The 16,316-nt window shown below is 58.0% G+C and carries 14 protein-coding genes; 8 read left to right on the forward strand and 6 right to left on the reverse strand.

Annotation, left to right across the window (positions count from 1 at the left end; genetic code table 11):
* The first annotated feature begins 95 nt into the window (after positions 1-95).
* Entirely contained in the window at positions 96-1,043 is a 948-nt protein-coding gene (locus QPL95_RS08875; RefSeq protein ID WP_303290624.1) for a LysR family transcriptional regulator, read from the forward strand.
* 214 nt (positions 1,044-1,257) lie between these two features.
* Here QPL95_RS08875 and gatB read toward each other — a convergent pair whose 3' ends face one another.
* The 3 genes from gatB to gatC are packed head-to-tail and all read right to left on the reverse strand — an operon-like array spanning position 1,258 to position 4,538.
* The gene (gene gatB / locus QPL95_RS08880; RefSeq protein WP_303290625.1) at positions 1,258-2,709 is read right to left on the reverse strand and encodes an Asp-tRNA(Asn)/Glu-tRNA(Gln) amidotransferase subunit GatB; all 1,452 of its coding nucleotides are present in this window, start codon (positions 2,707-2,709) and stop codon (positions 1,258-1,260) included.
* 23 nt (positions 2,710-2,732) lie between these two features.
* Positions 2,733-4,190: an Asp-tRNA(Asn)/Glu-tRNA(Gln) amidotransferase subunit GatA gene (gene gatA, locus QPL95_RS08885; RefSeq protein WP_303290626.1), complete on the reverse strand. Its 1,458-nt coding sequence runs from the start codon at positions 4,188-4,190 to the stop codon at positions 2,733-2,735.
* Positions 4,191-4,250: 60 nt separating this feature from the next.
* Positions 4,251-4,538, reverse strand: a complete 288-nt coding sequence (gene gatC, locus QPL95_RS08890; RefSeq protein WP_303290627.1) for an Asp-tRNA(Asn)/Glu-tRNA(Gln) amidotransferase subunit GatC — start codon at positions 4,536-4,538, stop codon at positions 4,251-4,253.
* A gap of 397 nt (positions 4,539-4,935) precedes the next feature.
* On the opposite strand from gatC, the gene QPL95_RS08895 reads away from it, so the two are divergent.
* From QPL95_RS08895 to QPL95_RS08925, 7 genes are read left to right on the forward strand one after another with little or no spacing between them, the layout of a single operon-like run.
* Positions 4,936-5,979 carry a rod shape-determining protein gene (locus tag QPL95_RS08895; RefSeq protein WP_303290628.1) on the forward strand — a complete coding sequence of 348 codons (1,044 nt, stop codon included), beginning with the start codon at positions 4,936-4,938 and terminating at the stop codon, positions 5,977-5,979.
* On the forward strand, positions 5,976-6,875 hold the full coding sequence (mreC, locus tag QPL95_RS08900) for a rod shape-determining protein MreC (protein ID WP_303290629.1): 900 nt from the start codon (positions 5,976-5,978) through the stop codon (positions 6,873-6,875). The genes QPL95_RS08895 and mreC overlap by 4 nt, the downstream gene beginning before the upstream one ends.
* On the forward strand, positions 6,875-7,351 hold the full coding sequence (gene mreD / locus QPL95_RS08905) for a rod shape-determining protein MreD (protein ID WP_303290630.1): 477 nt from the start codon (positions 6,875-6,877) through the stop codon (positions 7,349-7,351). Before mreC ends, mreD begins: the two co-directional genes overlap by 1 nt.
* Before the next feature lie 4 nt (positions 7,352-7,355).
* Positions 7,356-7,958 carry a nucleoside triphosphate pyrophosphatase gene (locus tag QPL95_RS08910; protein WP_303290631.1) on the forward strand — a complete coding sequence of 201 codons (603 nt, stop codon included), beginning with the start codon at positions 7,356-7,358 and terminating at the stop codon, positions 7,956-7,958.
* Positions 7,955-9,436: a ribonuclease G gene (rng, locus tag QPL95_RS08915; protein WP_303290632.1), complete on the forward strand. Its 1,482-nt coding sequence runs from the start codon at positions 7,955-7,957 to the stop codon at positions 9,434-9,436. The genes QPL95_RS08910 and rng overlap by 4 nt, the downstream gene beginning before the upstream one ends.
* A gap of 40 nt (positions 9,437-9,476) precedes the next feature.
* Positions 9,477-13,193, forward strand: coding sequence for a YhdP family protein (locus QPL95_RS08920; protein WP_303290633.1), 3,717 nt, complete (start codon positions 9,477-9,479; stop codon positions 13,191-13,193).
* A 15-nt stretch (positions 13,194-13,208) separates the two neighbouring features.
* Positions 13,209-14,036: a carbon-nitrogen hydrolase family protein gene (locus QPL95_RS08925; RefSeq protein WP_303290634.1), complete on the forward strand. Its 828-nt coding sequence runs from the start codon at positions 13,209-13,211 to the stop codon at positions 14,034-14,036.
* 15 nt (positions 14,037-14,051) lie between these two features.
* Here the strand turns inward: QPL95_RS08925 and yjgA are convergent, their stop codons facing one another.
* The 3 genes from yjgA to QPL95_RS08940 form a co-directional block, all read right to left on the reverse strand.
* Positions 14,052-14,576 carry a ribosome biogenesis factor YjgA gene (yjgA, locus tag QPL95_RS08930; RefSeq protein WP_303290635.1) on the reverse strand — a complete coding sequence of 175 codons (525 nt, stop codon included), beginning with the start codon at positions 14,574-14,576 and terminating at the stop codon, positions 14,052-14,054.
* Positions 14,577-14,593: 17 nt separating this feature from the next.
* Positions 14,594-15,955 carry a magnesium transporter gene (gene mgtE / locus QPL95_RS08935; protein WP_303290636.1) on the reverse strand — a complete coding sequence of 454 codons (1,362 nt, stop codon included), beginning with the start codon at positions 15,953-15,955 and terminating at the stop codon, positions 14,594-14,596.
* Positions 15,956-16,041: 86 nt separating this feature from the next.
* Complete coding sequence (locus tag QPL95_RS08940; RefSeq protein ID WP_303290637.1) at positions 16,042-16,311, reverse strand: HPr family phosphocarrier protein; 270 nt, start codon at positions 16,309-16,311, stop codon at positions 16,042-16,044.
* Between the last annotated feature and the right edge of the window lie 5 nt (positions 16,312-16,316).

Below are 16,316 nucleotides of genomic sequence, written 5' to 3' on the forward strand. Positions count from 1 at the left end.
GCAAGATTAGCGTTGGTGATCGATGAGTAAAAATTGATATTATTTCGTTAATATATAATCTATTGCTTATATATAAGCCGAGAGCGAATCACACTATGCCCCTGAGCATCCAGAAACTCGCTAACCGCCTGACCTTCCGGCAGCTGCAGGTGTTCAAAGCGGTCTACGACCTGAAAAGCTACAGCAAGGCTGGTGAGCTGCTGGGTCTGACCCAGCCCGCCGTCAGCAGCCAGGTGCGCCACCTGGAGCAGGCCCTTGGCATGCCGATGTTCGAGTACGTGGGGCGCAAGCTCTACTGCACGGCTGCGGGTGAGGAAATGGCCGCCTGTGTAAGCTCGGTCTTCCGGGAACTGGGAGATATGCAAAATCGCCTGGCTGCTTTGGAGGGCAGGGTGGCGGGTGATCTCAAATTGGTTGCGGTCAGCACTGCCCAGTACGTGGTGCCATATTTGCTGAGCTCATTTTTGCAGATCAACCCGCAGGTCAATGTGTCGGTAGCGGTGGTCAACCGCGCCACGGCTTTGCAACGCCTGAACGACAACAGCGATGACCTGGTGATCATGGGCATGGTACCGCCGGAACGCCCGCTGACCTCGCTGCCTTTTCTGGACAATGAACTGGTGCCGGTGGTGCCTGCTGGTCATCCTTTGCTGGAACCGGAAGGCGTTAGCCCGCAGGCGTTTCTCGACAGTCAGTTGCTGGTTCGGGAGCCTGGCTCTGGCAGTCGGCTGGCGCTGGAGGTGTATTGCCAGCAACACCGCCTGAAGATGGAACCCACCATTGAGCTGGGTTCCAATGATGCGGTAAAGCACGCCGTGCTCGCCGGATTGGGTGTGGCGGTGGTGCCAAAACTCAGCGTGCTCTCCGAGCTGGCCCTGGGTTCCCTGCACGCCCTCCACATCACCGGCTTCCCCCTGCGGCGCAGTTGGTGCGTGGTCTACCCGCAGGCTCGACACCCGACTCCGGCCATGCAGGCGTTCATTGACTACATTCAGCAGAACATTGCCCAGTTTGAGCGGTTGTTTCGCCGTTTGGGGTCTTAGTCTGGTGTTTTGCGTCTGGTTTCGGCCCTAGCCTGCTTGTTTGTGCGGGATGGCCTTGGCGGGTAGCGCCTCCCAAAAAACGCCCGTAAATACGTCCCTGTAGGGCTTCGTCGCGCCATCCCTGGCGCTCCAGATTTTTGGGAGGCGCTACCCGCCCCTCCCCATATACAGCAGGCTAGGGCCCAAGCAAGAGGCCCTGCACCAGAGTCAGAGATCAATCGCCAAGCTTGCGAACAAGAATCTCGTTGAACAGCTTGGGGTTGCCCTGGCCCTTGGAGGCCTTCATCAAAGGCCCCATAAAGCCACCGAGCATCTTCTTGCGCTTCTTAGGATCTTCTTCGCCCTGGTACTGGGCAACCTGATCCGGCATGCCGGCCAACACCTCATCGACCATGGATTCCAAAGCGCCGGTGTCTGACACCTGCTTAAGACCCTTGGCATCGATGATCGCGTCAACGTTGTCGTTTTCGCCAGACCACAGTGCTTCGAATACCTTCTTGGCACCGGCTGACGACACGGTGTTGTCGGCAATGCGAGTCACCAGCGCACCCAGTTGGGCGCCGGAAATGGGCGACTCAGCAACCGACTTCTCCTCGGCATTCAGGCGCGCGGAGAACTCGCCCTGAATCCAGTTAGCCGCCAGTTTCGCGTCCTTGCCGTGAGCCATGGTTTCCTCAAAGAACGCAGAGAGCTTGGCGTCGCCAGACAGCACGCCGGCGTCATAATCGTTCAGGCCGTACTGCTCCTTGAACCTTGCCTTGCGGGCGTCCGGCAACTCCGGCAGGCGGGCGCGGGCGTCTTCGATGAAGGCATCGTCGATTTCCACTGGCAACAGGTCAGGGCAAGGGAAGTAGCGGTAATCGTTGGCTTCTTCCTTGGAGCGCATGGAGCGGGATTCGTCGCGATCACCGTTGTACAGACGGGTTTCCTGAATGATGGTGCCGCCGTCTTCCAGGATATCCATCTGTCGTTCAACTTCGTGGGCAATGGCCTGTTCCATAAACCGGAACGAGTTCAGGTTCTTGGTTTCGGTGCGGGTGCCGAGGGTCTCGGAGCCTTTGGGTTTTAGCGAGATGTTGACGTCAAAGCGCATGGAGCCCTGCGACATATCACCGTCGCAGATTCCCAGAGAGGTCACCAGGCTGTGCAGCTTCTTGGCGAAGGCGACCGCTTCTTCGGCGGTGTTCATGTCCGGTTCGGTGACCACTTCAATCAGAGGCGTTCCGGCCCGGTTCAGGTCGATGCCGGACATGCCGTGGTAGTCCTCGTGCAGGGACTTGCCAGCGTCTTCTTCCAGGTGGGCGTGGTGAATGCGCACTCGCTTGTTGGTGCCGTCGGCCAGGTCGATGTCCACGTGCCCGGGGCCAACGATTGGCTGAGCCAGCTGGGTGGTCTGGTAGCCCTTGGGCAGATCCGGGTAGAAGTAGTTTTTGCGCTCGAACATGGAGCGGCGGCCGATTTCGGCGTTGGTGGCCAGGCCGAACATCACTGCGTAGCGAAATGCCTGCTCGTTGGGCACCGGCAATGTGCCGGGCATGGCCAGGTCGACCGCGTTGGCCTGGGTGTTGGGCTCGGCACCGAAGGCGGTACTGGAACCCGAGAAAATTTTGGTTTTGGTCGCAAGCTGAACGTGAATTTCCAGCCCGATCACGATATCCCACTGCATGTGTTCGACTCCTTTAGCCGGGCTTATTGGGGTTCACGCTGGTGCCAGTCGGTCACCTGCTGGAACTGATGGGCGGCGTTCAGTAAGCGGGCTTCGGAGAAGTAATCTCCGATAATCTGAAGGCCTACTGGCAGTCCGTCGACAAACCCGGCCGGTACCGACATGGCCGGGATCCCCGCCAGGTTGATGGCGATGGTGAACACGTCTTCCAGGTACATGGAGACCGGATCGGTGGTCTTCTCGCCCTGGATAAACGCAGGGGAAGGCGTTACCGGGCTCATCAGCACGTCCACTTCCTTGAACGCATTAATGAAATCTTGCTGAATCAACCGGCGCACTTTCTGGGCTTTCAGGTAATAGGCGTCGAAGTAACCCGCCGACAGGGCGTAGGAGCCAACCAGAATCCGGCGCTTGACCTCATTGCCAAAACCCTCGGCCCGGGTGCGGGTGTACATGTCCATGAGATCCTTGGGATCTGCGCAGCGGTAGCCGTAGCGCACGCCGTCAAAACGGGACAGGTTGGCGGAGGCCTCCGCCGGAGCTATCACGTAGTAGGCGGCAATGGCCAGCTTGGCGTTGGGCAGGGAAACCTCTTTTACGGTTGCCCCCAGCTTCTCGTACTCGCGAACGGCATTGCGAACCTGCTCCTCCATGGCCGGAGACAGCTGCTCGCTGAAATACTCTTTGGGCAGGCCGATCTTCAGGCCTTTTAACGGCTCGTTCAGGGTCGCGGTGTAGTCCGGCACGTCCCGATCAATGCAGGTGGAATCTTTCGGGTCGAATCCGGCCATGACGTTCATCATCAACGCGGCGTCTTCGGCTGAGCGGGCCATCGGGCCACCTTGGTCCAGTGACGAGGCAAAGGCGATCATGCCGTAACGGGATACCCGGCCATAGGTGGGCTTCAGCCCGGTAATACCGCACAGGGCGGCTGGCTGGCGAATGGAGCCACCAGTGTCGGTGCCCGTCGCTGCAGGCACGAGGCGCGCTGCGACCGCCGCCGCAGATCCACCGGATGAACCACCGGGAACGCGTTTTTCGCCGTTCGACAGGCCCCAGGGGTTGGTGACCGCACCAAAGAAGCTGGATTCGTTGGAGGAGCCCATGGCGAACTCATCCATGTTGGTCTTGCCCAGGCACACCGCGCCGGCTGCCTTGAACTTCTCGGTTACCGTCGCATCGTAGGGCGGTACAAAGTTTTCAAGCATCTTCGAGCCGCAGCTGGTGCGAACGCCGTTGGTGCAGAAGATATCCTTGTGAGCAAAGGGCACTCCGGTCCACACCGTGGCCTTGCCTGCCGCCCGCATCTCATCCGCCGACTCTGCCTCGGCCAGAGCCTGCTCGTCGGAGATGGTAATAAAGCTGTTGTACTTGCCGTCTTCTCGCTTCAGACGGTCCAGGAACTGTTGAGTCAGCTCCAGACTTGAAATCTTGCCGCTTTCCAGTTCTTTGGAAAGCTCTGCTACGGACTTGTTATGCATCATCAATCCTGAAATCTATGATGGTCAGAAAACCTGCTCGTAAAAGGAGGCAGCAACGGCTCACTCAATAACCTTGGGCACTAGATACAACCCGTCCTCGGTGGCCGGCGCAATCGCCTGAAACGCCTCCCGCTGGTTGATTTCGGTCACCACATCCGGTCGCAACCGCTGCACCGCATCCAGAGGGTGTGCCATGGGCTCTACCGAATCGGTGTCCGCGGCACTCAGCTGATCCACCAGATCCAGGATGTTGCCCAGATCTTTCTCCAGAGCCGAAACCTGCTCGTCGTCCACTTTAATGCGGGCGAGCACGGCAACTTTTTCGATGTCCTCACGGGAAATGCTCACGTTGCCTCCAATAGGAATAAAAGAGTGTGAAAACAATTTAATGACTGTTCTGACGCCAGGAATAATGTTTGGAGATGCTTGTGGGTAGGGCTTTCCAAAACTGTGCGGAGCCAAGGATGGCGGAGCTCAAGCGCCACATGGATGTGCCGAAGGAGCGTGTTTTGGAAAGCCCTACCCACAAGCATCTGTGCACCAATAAGAAGAGCGCACCGGACCCTGACGGTCATAAAGCTCGATATACTAGCAGAACCGTGCTGAAGTTTGGTCCCGAAATAAGACGGAAAATGTGAGAATGGTAAGCCCGCGGGCCGGATGGCGCCTTGCCTGCACGGGGCCCCGCTGATAAAGTTGCGGCATTCATCTCCGCAACCGCAACTCTCAGGTTGAAACAACACGAATGTTAATCAAAAGACTCCGAGGCCTATTCTCAAGCGACCTGTCCATTGATCTGGGCACCGCCAACACATTGATATACGTGCGTGGTCGCGGCATCGTTCTGGACGAACCCTCCGTTGTCGCCATACGTACCAGTGGCTCCCAGAAAATGGTGGCAGCGGTAGGTGCTGAAGCAAAACGTATGCTTGGCCGCACGCCCGGTAATATCACTGCCATTCGCCCGATGAAAGACGGGGTCATCGCTGACTTCGTAGTCACCGAGAAGATGCTCCAGCACTTTATCCACAAAGTGCATGAAAACAGCTTTATTACCCCAAGCCCTCGTGTGCTGGTTTGCGTGCCCAGCAAATCCACCCAGGTAGAGCGCAAGGCGATTCGTGAATCAGCCCTTGGCGCCGGTGCTCGGGAAGTCTTTCTGATTGAGGAGCCGATGGCGGCAGCCATCGGCGCCGGCCTGCCGGTCGAAGAAGCCAGCGGCTCCATGATCGTCGATATCGGCGGCGGTACCACCGAGATCGCCATTATCTCCCTGAACGGCATTGTGTATGCGGACTCCGTTCGTGTGGGTGGTGACAAGTTTGACGAAGCCATCGTTACCTACGTGCGCCGTAACTACGGCAGCCTGATTGGCGATTCCACCGCCGAGCGCATCAAACACGAAATCGGCTGTGCCTACGAAGGCCTGGAAGTACGTGAAATCGACGTGCGTGGCCGCAACCTTGCGGAAGGTGTACCCCGCGCCTTCACGTTGAACAGTGAAGAAATTCTGGATGCCTTGCAGGAATCTCTGGCCCAGATTGTTCAGACGGTCAAAAGCGCACTGGAGCAATCTCCCCCGGAGCTGGCATCAGACATTGCCGAGCGGGGAATCGTTCTGACCGGCGGTGGCGCATTGCTGCGCGGCCTGGACAAACTGATCAGTGAGGAAACCGGTCTGCCGGTGATCATCGCAGAAGACCCCCTGACCTGTGTTGCCCGTGGCGGTGGCAAGGCTCTGGAAGTCATTGATCGCGGTGGTATCGGAATGTTCTCCCAGGAGGGTTGATCCCGTGGGAGGATCTCACCATTAAAACCATCTTTGTTCAGGGGCCGGTGCCCGGCTTCCGACTCTTTCTTGTGATTCTGGTATCGGCAGCGTTGATCGCTGCCGATGCCCGTTTTGAGAAGCTGTCTCTGGTAAGAAGCAGCATCGCGACCGGCCTGGCCCCTGTCTACTGGCTTGGTAACGCGCCATCCCGTTTTGGTGACTGGTTTGGTGGGCTGTTTGTCAGTCGGGATGACCTCCAGCAGGAAAACGAAGAACTCAAGACCCGCATGCTCATTCTTGAGCGCAGGGCGCTCAAATACGCAGCGTTGGCATCAGAAAATAATGAACTCCGTCGTCTCCTGAACTCGGCCGAAGTGCTGGATGACCGGGTGATTGTTGGCGAGGTTGTTGGTATTTCACCGGACCCTTATTCACACGAAATTATTATCAACAAAGGCCAGAGCGACGGCGTTACCGTGGGCCAGGCAGTGCTTGATGCAGAGGGTCTGATGGGGCAGGTGGTTCAGACCAGCCAGTTTACCTCCCGTGTGTTGCTGGTTTCTGATAGCAGCCACGCCGTTCCCGTTGAAGTGATCCGGAATGGTCTGCGGGCCATTCTTTTGGGCAGCGGTGAAACCGACGAGCTTGACCTGGTGTATGTGCCAGATACAGCCGATATCCGGGAAGGCGATATCCTGGTCAGTTCCGGGCTTGGTGGCCGTTTTCCGAGAGGTTATCCGGTGGCCGAAATCAGCGAGATCACCAAAGAGTCCGGAGAGCCCTTCGTTACCATACGAACAACCCCGAAAGCTCGGTTGAACCAGAGTCGTATGGTGCTGGTGGTGTTTCAGCCAGAGTCCCGCAGGGAAGATTCTGTTCCCGAGCCCCTTATCACTGATGAGGAGGCTCGCTGATGCTGTCGGTCATCAGTTATCCGCTGTTTGCGATATCGGTTATTTTCTCTCTGGTACTGAGTATTTCCCTGTTCCCCGCCGATTGGTTTGAGTTTCGGCCCGAGTGGCTGGGGCTCCTGGTGTTTTACTGGACCTTCCGGGCGCCCGCCCAGTTTGGTGTGATTATGGCGTGGTGTCTCGGCCTGCTGCTGGATATTCTGGAGTCAACGCCTTTGGGCGTTAACGCCATGGGCATGGCTTTGATTGCCTTTCTTGTGCTTACCATTCACCAGCGCCTTCGAATGTACCCGCTGCCGCAACAGTGCCTGATGGTATTCCTGCTGCTGGGGATCAATCAGATGCTGGTTCACTTCGTGAAACAGTTGGTGGGCGCGGAAAGTTCCGGGTTCAGCTATCTTTGGCCCGCGCTTACCAGTGCACTTGTCTGGCCCTTGATCAGCAGTGTTCTGGATCACATCAACCGAAAGTTGGGGTAGTGTGATGAGCCATCTGATTCTCGCTTCGGCGTCGCCACGCCGGTCCGAACTTCTGAAGCAGATCGGCCTGAATTTTCAGGTGCAGCCAGCAGATATTGATGAAACACCCTGGCCTGCAGAGTCTCCCGAACGGTATGTTGATCGTCTGGCCTGTGAGAAAGCGCTCGCCGTCTCGCGAGAGCATCCAGGCAGCTTGGTGATTGGCTCAGACACGTCAGTCGTTCAGGATGGCAACATACTGGGTAAGCCCGAGTCTGAGCAGCAGGCTGCGGCGATGCTGCATGGGCTATCTGGCGCCACGCATCAGGTGATGACGGCGGTTGCCCTGGTCTGGGGTGATCAATGTCGGTCTCAAGTGGTGGTCACCGATGTGACCTTTCGAGTGCTTGGGGCAGAAGAAATTGAGGCCTACGTGGCGAGTGGAGAGCCTATGGACAAGGCAGGCGGATACGGAATTCAGGGCCTGGGGGGTATCTTTGTGAGCGCCCTTGAGGGAAGTTACAGCGCCGTGGTTGGCCTCCCGCTTCAGGAAACCGCGGGATTGCTGGCGGAGGCTGGTCATCCGGTCTGGCAGAACTGGCCGAGCAGTAAGGAGAGCCAAGCATGAGTGAAGAAATTCTGATTAACGTGACCCCGGTAGAAACCCGGGTAGCACTGGTCGAAAACGGCATGCTGCAGGAAGCCTACATTGAGCGCACCAGCCGCAAGGGTATCGTGGGCAATATCTACCGGGGCAAAGTGGTTCGTGTGCTGCCGGGCATGGAAGCTGCTTTTGTGGATATCGGCCTTGAGCGGGCCGCCTTTATCCATGCCTCTGATGTTATTACCAGTCAGTCCTCAATAGACGACGTGCCTGAAACACCCAAGGTGGTACCGGATATCCGGACACTGCTGCGAGAAGGCCAATCCCTTGTCGTTCAGGTAACCAAGGATCCGATTGGCACCAAGGGCGCACGCCTGACGACCCAGCTGTCCATTCCGTCCCGGTATCTGGTGTTTATGCCCGGGGTACGGCATATCGGCATTTCCCAGCGTATTGAGGACGATAACGAGCGGGCTCGCCTGAAGTCGCTGATCGAAGAGGGCGCCACTGAACAGGAAGAGGTTCAGGGAGGGTACATTATCCGAACGGCCGCTGAAGGCGCCCAGGCCGAAGAGTTGCTTGCCGATATGACTTACCTGCATCGGCTCAGCCAGTCGATTCACGAACGCATTGCCAAAGTACAGGCGCCAGCGGCGGTCTACCAGGATTTGCCGCTGTTCATCCGGACCATTCGTGATCTGATTCGCCCGCAAACAGAGAAAGTTCGTATCGACAGCCGGGAAAGCTATCAACGGGTGATGGACTTCGTGCATGAGTTCGTGACGGAATTTGCCGATAAAGTTGAGTACTACCCGGGTGAGCGGCCAATTTTCGATCTGTATTCGGTAGAAGATGAAATTCAGAAGGCCCTGAGCCGTAAGGTTCAGCTCAAATCCGGTGGCTACGTAATCATCGACCAAACCGAAGCGATGACCACGATTGATATCAATACGGGCGCGTTTGTTGGTCACCGAAATCTGGAAGAAACCATCTTCAAGACGAACCTTGAGGCGGCTCGGGCTATTAGTCGCCAACTCCGGCTGCGCAATCTTGGTGGCATCATCATCATTGATTTTATTGATATGGAAGACCCGGAGCATCAGCGTCAGGTGCACCGCATGCTCGAGAAAATGCTCGAGCGGGACCACGCAAAAACCAAGATTACCGGTGTTTCCGAACTGGGCCTGGTAGAAATGACCCGCAAGCGCACCACCGAAAGCCTGGGCCAGGTATTGTGTGAGCCGTGCCCGATCTGTGATGGCCGCGGCTTTCTGAAAACCGCCGAAACCGTGTGCTACGAAATTTTCCGGGAAATTCTGCGGGTGAACCGGGCCTATGAGGCTGAGAATTATCTGGTTATGGCCTCTCAGAATGTGGTGGACCGTCTGCTGGATGAGGAATCCGACAACGTTGCAGACCTCGAAACCTTTATCAGTAAAAGCATTCGATTCCAGGTTGAACCCTTCTACAGCCAGGAACAGTACGACGTGGTCTTGCTCTGACGCCTGACCAGCGGAGTATCCCAGGGAGCTGACGGACCGTATGTCGAGCCGCGATCAGGACAGTGTGCAGGCTGCCCCGCCACCGGGTGGCTGGGTGGGTCAGTTATTGGCCGGCCTTGCCTCACTGGTGTGGTGGTCGCTGCTTGTTTTTCTGGTTCTGCTGGCACTTTATGCCGGCCTTGGCCGGCAACTCACGGCCAACATCGATCAGTTTTCCAGCCGTGCCGCGCAGGCTTTGTCTGAGCAGACCGGCCTGGAGGTCTCAATTGGTCGCCTGTCCTCCTCCTGGCAGTGGCTCAACCCTGCCATTACGGCCACCGACATCGCGGCGGTTAACCCTGAGACCGGTGAGGCGGTGGCCGAGCTTGAGTATCTTCGGTTGCGGCTCGATTTTCTGTCATCCCTGATGCGCTTCAGAATCGTCTTTGAAGATTTTGAAGCCGATGGCCTGTCCCTCACCTATATTCGCCCCGCCGACACCGGTTTTGCCAGCCCGGTGGAAGACCTGCTGCAAAGTCCGCAGAACGTAAGTGACGATCTGCAAAAATGGTTCGATATAGCCGGTCGCTGGCTTTCAGACCCGCAGGTGCGTATCACCCGGGTGAGTGTGGCGCTTGGCGATGGCAAGAACCATCTCAGGCATCTCGATATACCTCAGTTGGATTTGCTCTACCGTGGCGGTCTTTTTCAGGCCTCTGGCCGTGCTATGCAAAGCGGTACCACCACTCAGTTGGCCAGTTTTGCTCTGGTAGGTCAGCACTTCTTTCGCGGCGATTTCACGGGTCAGTTGTACCTCGATATAGACTCAGGTCGCTTGTTTGACGGCCTGTTGGATGATGTCAGTTGGCGGGGTGTCCGGCTTGAAGGATTTGATCTTGGCGGGCGTGCCTGGCTGACGTTTGAACAAGGTAAACTGCACCAGGTGCAGGGGCGGGTTCAGACGCCCTACCTGCAGCTGGGCGTGAATCATCAGTCATTGGCGCCCCTGGAGGACATTCAGGCCCGGTTCGGCTGGAAGCGGGGCCAGGCCGTGATGCTGCAACAGCTGCAGTGGCGATGGGCCGGGGATGTCGTGCAGCCTTTCAGCTTCAGGATTCAGCCGCAAGAAGCGGGCATGGCGATGGTCGCCGATGCCCTGCCGGTGGCCCCCCTCCGGCGACTCGTTCGCAATTTGCAGTTATTGCCGGATTCGGCGAACCGGGCGCTGGAGCATTATCGCCCCTCCGGTTACCTCGACGACATGCTGCTGATACTGCCGGAACAGGCGAGCGATTTCCGGCTGTCGGGACGGATTCGGGACCTCAGTGTGCGGGCCTGGCAAGGCTCTCCGGGGGCCACCGGTCTGCACGGGGCGTTTTCGATGTCTGCTCGTGGCGGCTCGGTAGAACTGGATTCCCGGGCGCCCGTCACCCTGGGTTTCCCTCAGTTGTTCCTGGAAGACTGGACGTTTCGCTCCGTTGCAGGGCGTGTTTCCTGGCTTCTGTCTGGCCCCATTACCAGGGTTTACGCTGACGACATCCGGTTTGGTTACCAGGATAGTACTGTGCTTACCGGGGCTTTTGATTTGCGAATGAACCGGGACGGCGAAGACAACCTTGGCTTGCGCATTGGCGTTAAAGACGGTGATGCCGCCATGCTGTCGGCCTTTGTCCCCGGCCATGTCGTGGATGAAGGCCTGTATCGGTGGTTGACCACCAGCATTCTTCAGGCAGACATACGTAACGGCGAATACTACGGTCATGGCCGTATTGATTCCGCAGCGCCGGCTGGCTCCTTTGTCTCATCCATGTGGTACGAGTTTGACAATGCCCGTGTTCGTTACGATGAGCGCTGGCCCCTGGTTGAAAACGCAACCGGCCGTGTAGAGGTGCAAAATGCCGACACGCGGGTGACTCTTGAGCGCAGTTCCACAGGTGGCCTTGAAGTCGACCCGGCGCGGGTGAGCGTCGTTCCCGGGCGTGATGAAGAGTCGACCCGCGTGTTGGTGGACGTCTCAGCCGAGGCGTCTGGTGATGCGGTGAGCTGGTGGATGCAAAATAGCCCGTTGGGCGACATGGCAGGTGCGGCCGTCGCAAATTCGGAGTTTCTTGGCTTGTTTCAAGTCGCGCTGAATATCGATATTCCCCTGGACGGTGATCAGCAGACCGCTGTAACGGCCAGGGTGCAGACCCAAGGTGCCGAATTCACACTGCCCGAGAGTGGCCTGAGTTGGCGCAATATTACGACCGACCTGACTTACCACACCGAAGATGGCTTTTCTGGCGGGCCGGTTCGAGCCCGGTTTATGGGGCAGCCGGTGGCGGTCCGGTTTGGCCGAACCGGTCAGGGCGATGCCTTGACTGTTCGGCAGAGCGGGAAGCTGGCGTTGCCGTCTTTTTTGCAACAAGTGGGGCTGGCGGACAATCGTACCTTCGGGCTGGATGGCACGCTGGAATACACCGCCGGCCTGACGGTAGGCTCTGACGGGCCGTCCGCCATTTCGTTTTCTTCAGACCTCAGCGGGCTGGCGGTGGATTGGCCTGACCCTCTGGGTAAAGCCGCACCGGATATCACCCAGCTGAATGCCCTTGTGGATCCCTTTATACCAGAGGGGGTGCGAATTACGGGGGAATGGGCCAGCAGGCTGGCTTTCGATCTGCTCCTGAAGGAGTCCGGGGTAGATCTGCAATTGGGCCACCTGTATCTCGGCCGTCACCGGCTCACGGATATCAGCATCAATGCCCTGGATCTGGGCGATCGCTGGGTGATCAACACCGATTCCGAGAGAGCGGTGGGTCGTGTGGTTGTCCCGACGGGGGAGGGTGTTGTGCAGGTTGATCTGCAGACTCTCCGGTTGAACCGACAGGGCCAGGATGAATCGGTTGATGTGCCGGAGTTGCTGACCCTTGAAGAGCAACTTGAGGCATTCCGGCAGTTGGACATCGGGGGCTGGCCGAAAGTGGATGGCCGAATCGGTGATTTAAGCCTGGGGGGTGAATCGGCCGGGCGTTGGGCATTCAAACTGCGGCCACAGCCTCACCAGTTGAACGTGAACGATATCGAGGGCCGGCTGGGTTCGTTGGTGCTATCTGGCGATATGACCTGGAGCGTGGTGGACAGCCGGGAAACAACACGGTTCAAAGGCCAGCTGGCAGGCGGCGCCCTGAAAGATCTCGAAGCCTTAACCGGAAGCTCCATTCCCATGAACAATGCTGAAACAGCTGTAGAACTGGATATTGACTGGCCGGGCAGCCCGGATGATCTTGCTTTGGGTGAGCTCAGTGGCACGGTTAGTGCGCGGCTGGATGATGGCGTTATCCTGGAGCAGAATAATTCAGCCCAGCTGTTTCGGATATTTAATCTCTTGAACACTGATACCCTATGGCGACGGTTACGTCTGGATTTCTCCGATCTGTACGAACGTGGCGTGGCGTTCGATGCCATTTCGGGCAAGGCTCAAATAATCAACGGCTTGCTTTCACTGGACCCGGAATTGCAGTTGGTTGGCCCTTCCGGGGCCTTCAAGATCAATGGCACCACCGATATGGCCGAGGAGAGCCTGAATATGCGCTTGGTCATGGTGTTGCCCGTGACTCAGAATTTGCCCCTGGCTGCCATACTGATGGGTGCGAGCGCGCCGATAGGTGGCGCACTGTTCGTATTGGATAAAATACTGGGTGACCCGCTCAGCAAGCTCACGAGTGCCACCTACAGCGTAACCGGCAGCTGGAGTGAGCCGGAAGTTGAGCTGCGGGGCGTGTTTGATACGGGCGAGTAATTCAGGAGTCTGGTTATGGCACAGGTTGCAGCAGTTCAAATGGTCAGCGGGCACGATATCGGTGAAAACCTGGCAGAAGCGGCGCGTCTTATGCGCGAGGCGGCTGATAAGGGTGCCCGGATTGCGGTGCTTCCGGAGAATTTCGCTGTGCTGGCGACCGGGCAAATGCGGGCCTGTGGTGCACAGGAGGTCGGCGATGAGCCGGTGATACGCCGCTTTCTCGCAGAGCAGGCCAGAGCGCTCAAGCTTTGGATTGTGGGTGGTTCCATGCCGCTGGCAAACAGGCCGGACGGCACCCGTATTCCGGACCGGGTTCGGGCCAGCTGCCTGGTTTATGACGACAGTGGCCGTGAGGTCGCCCGGTATGACAAGATTCACTTGTTCGACGCCACCGTTGACGACGCCCACGGCCAGTATAGGGAGTCCGATACCTTTGAGCCCGGAGACCGTGTGGTTACGGTAGACACGCCGGCCGGCCGCCTGGGCCTGGCAGTGTGTTATGACCTTCGCTTCCCCGAGCTGTTTCGCGCGCTGCGGGAGCAGGGGGCAGACTGGGTTTGCCTGCCCAGTGCATTCACCTGGCAGACGGGTGATGCGCACTGGCATGCCTTGATTCGCGCTCGGGCCATTGAAAACCAGGTGTGGATCGTGGCTGCAGGGCAGGGCGGGCAGAACAGCGAACGCAGAAAAACCTACGGCCACAGCCTGATTTGTGATCCCTGGGGGGCGGTGGTTGCGGAAATCGACGAAGGCCCGGGGCTGGCACAAGCGAACCTCGATGAGGAAAAGCTCAGACAGGTGCGAGCACGCATGCCGGTGTGGGAGCACCGGCGCCTGCCGTAATAGCCGGGCCTGGGTTTACTGCTCGGCTTCGTCTATCCACTCTCGCAGCGCGCGGAACAGCTTGCGGGCCTGCCCGGTGTTTTTCTGTTTCTCTACTTCTTTGCGCGCATTGCGTACCAGATTGCGAAGGTGCTGAACATCTGCCACCGGGCAGTAGTCAATAAACTCGCCAACCACCTTGTCACCCTCGGTGATCATTTTGTCACGCCAGCGCTCCGCCAGGTGGTGCCGCCGGGTGTGCTCCTCGCTGCCTGCATGGAAAGCATCGATGGTCTTGCTGATCGCTTCCGGGTCATGCTCCTGGCGGATCACCTTGCCGATGTACTGCAGGTGACGGCGCCGGGCTTCTCGTTGAGTAATGCGGCGTGATTCCATAATAGCCCGGTGCAGGGTGTCACTGATATGGAGCGTGGCCAGCTGTTCATCGTTCAGATCCAGCATGCGCTTGCCGAGATCCTGCAGTGAATGCATCTCCCGCTTCAGCTGGGATTTGCTGGGGCCAAGGTATTCCGGGAGTTGATCGTCGGTTTGGTCTGTCATGGTGATTATCGATTCTGTCAGGCGTAGAAAAGGGTGGCCAATCCCAGAAAGGCCATAAAGCCAACAACATCCGTGACGGTTGTCAGAATAACGCTGCCGGCAAGGGCAGGGTCAATGTTGCGGGATTTCAGGAACAGGGGCAACACCGTCCCCACCAGGGCGGCAGCGACCAGGTTGATCACCAGCGCGGCGGCAATTACTGCACCGATCAACCAGTCCTGGAACCAGACGATGGCGGCAGTGGCAACCACCAGGGCCCAGAGCATGCCGTTCAGCACCCCGGACATAAACTCTCGGTTCAGCAGCCAGCCCACGTTCGCACCACTGATCTGGCCCACGGCCATCCCGCGAATCACCAGGGTCAGGGTCTGGCTGCCGGCAATGCCGCCCATGCTGGCGACAATAGGCATCAACACCGCCAGGGCAACCACTTTTTCGATGGTTGCTTCAAACAGGCCGATCACGGCCGATGCGGTGAAGGCGGTGAGTAGATTAATGCCTAGCCATACGGCTCGCCGGCGTGTGGTCTTCATGATCGGTGCGAAGGTATCTTCATCTTCGTCAAGGCCGGCCATGCTCATCAGGGAGTGGTCAGCGTCTTCACGGATAACGTCGACCACGTCATCGATGGTGATCCGGCCAAGCAGTTTGTTGGCGTCGTCCACAACCGGTGCGGAGATCAGGTCGTACCGCTCGAACAGAGTGGCGACCTTGTTGTCTGACAGGGTAACCGGGATGGGTTCAATATCGGTATCCATTACCTCCCGGACCGTAGACGCCGGGTTGGAAACCAGCATCCGGGTAATGGACAGGGTGCCGATAAACTCATCCCGTCGGTTCACCACAATCAAGCTGTCGGTCATCGGTGGCAGGCTACGGTGCCTGCGCAGGTAACGCAGAACCACGTCTATGCTGATGTCCGGGCGCACCGTGATGGTGTCCGTGTTCATCAGACCGCCGGCGGTGTCTTCCGGGTAGGACAAAACTTCCTCTACCCGCTGCCGGTCTTGCTCGTCCATGGTGTCCAGAACTTCCTGGATGACCGTGTCCGGTAGCTGCTGCAGAAGGTCGGCCAGATCGTCCGATTCAAAGTCTTCGATAATATCGGCCAGTTCCTGAGCGTTGAGCTGGCTCAGGAAGTAGCTTCGGATATCGTCCCCGAGGTACTGGAGAACCTCACCTTCGAGTTGTTTGTCGACCAGGTTCCACAGCAAGGCCCGCTGGCGAGGCGGGGAGGATTCCAGCAGGTGGGCGATATCACTGGGGCTCAGGCCGCCGTTCAGGATGCGGGCAACCTGCTTCAGCGCGCCACTGTCCAGGGCCTCACTGAGCGAGCGAAGCCTCTGGCGGGCCTGACTTTTTTCCAGAATATCAGACATGAAAACACCTGCGGTCAGAAAACCTTTGTATTATAGCGAAGTTAGGTTACACAGGTGAGAAAGAGTTGTAGGTGAATGGCGAAGGTTTACCCGCCCTCGCCAAAATAGTCATCAATTAATACGACCAGCGCGTCGATGGCCTGCTGCTCATCCGGGCCCTCGGCCAGCAGCTCTACGCTGGTGCCCTGGCTGGCGGCCAGCATCATCACCTGCATAATATTTTTGGCATCCACTTCGCGGCCTTTGCCTCGAATACGCACCTTGCTTTCGTAGGCGGACGCTGTGGCAACCAGTTTGGCGGTTGCTCGGGCATGCAGGCCCAGTTTGTTGATGATCGTGATGGGGCGGCAGATCATGACGA

The sequence above is a fragment of the Marinobacter sp. SS5-14b genome (genome assembly GCF_030541005.1).
Taxonomy (GTDB): domain Bacteria; phylum Pseudomonadota; class Gammaproteobacteria; order Pseudomonadales; family Oleiphilaceae; genus Marinobacter.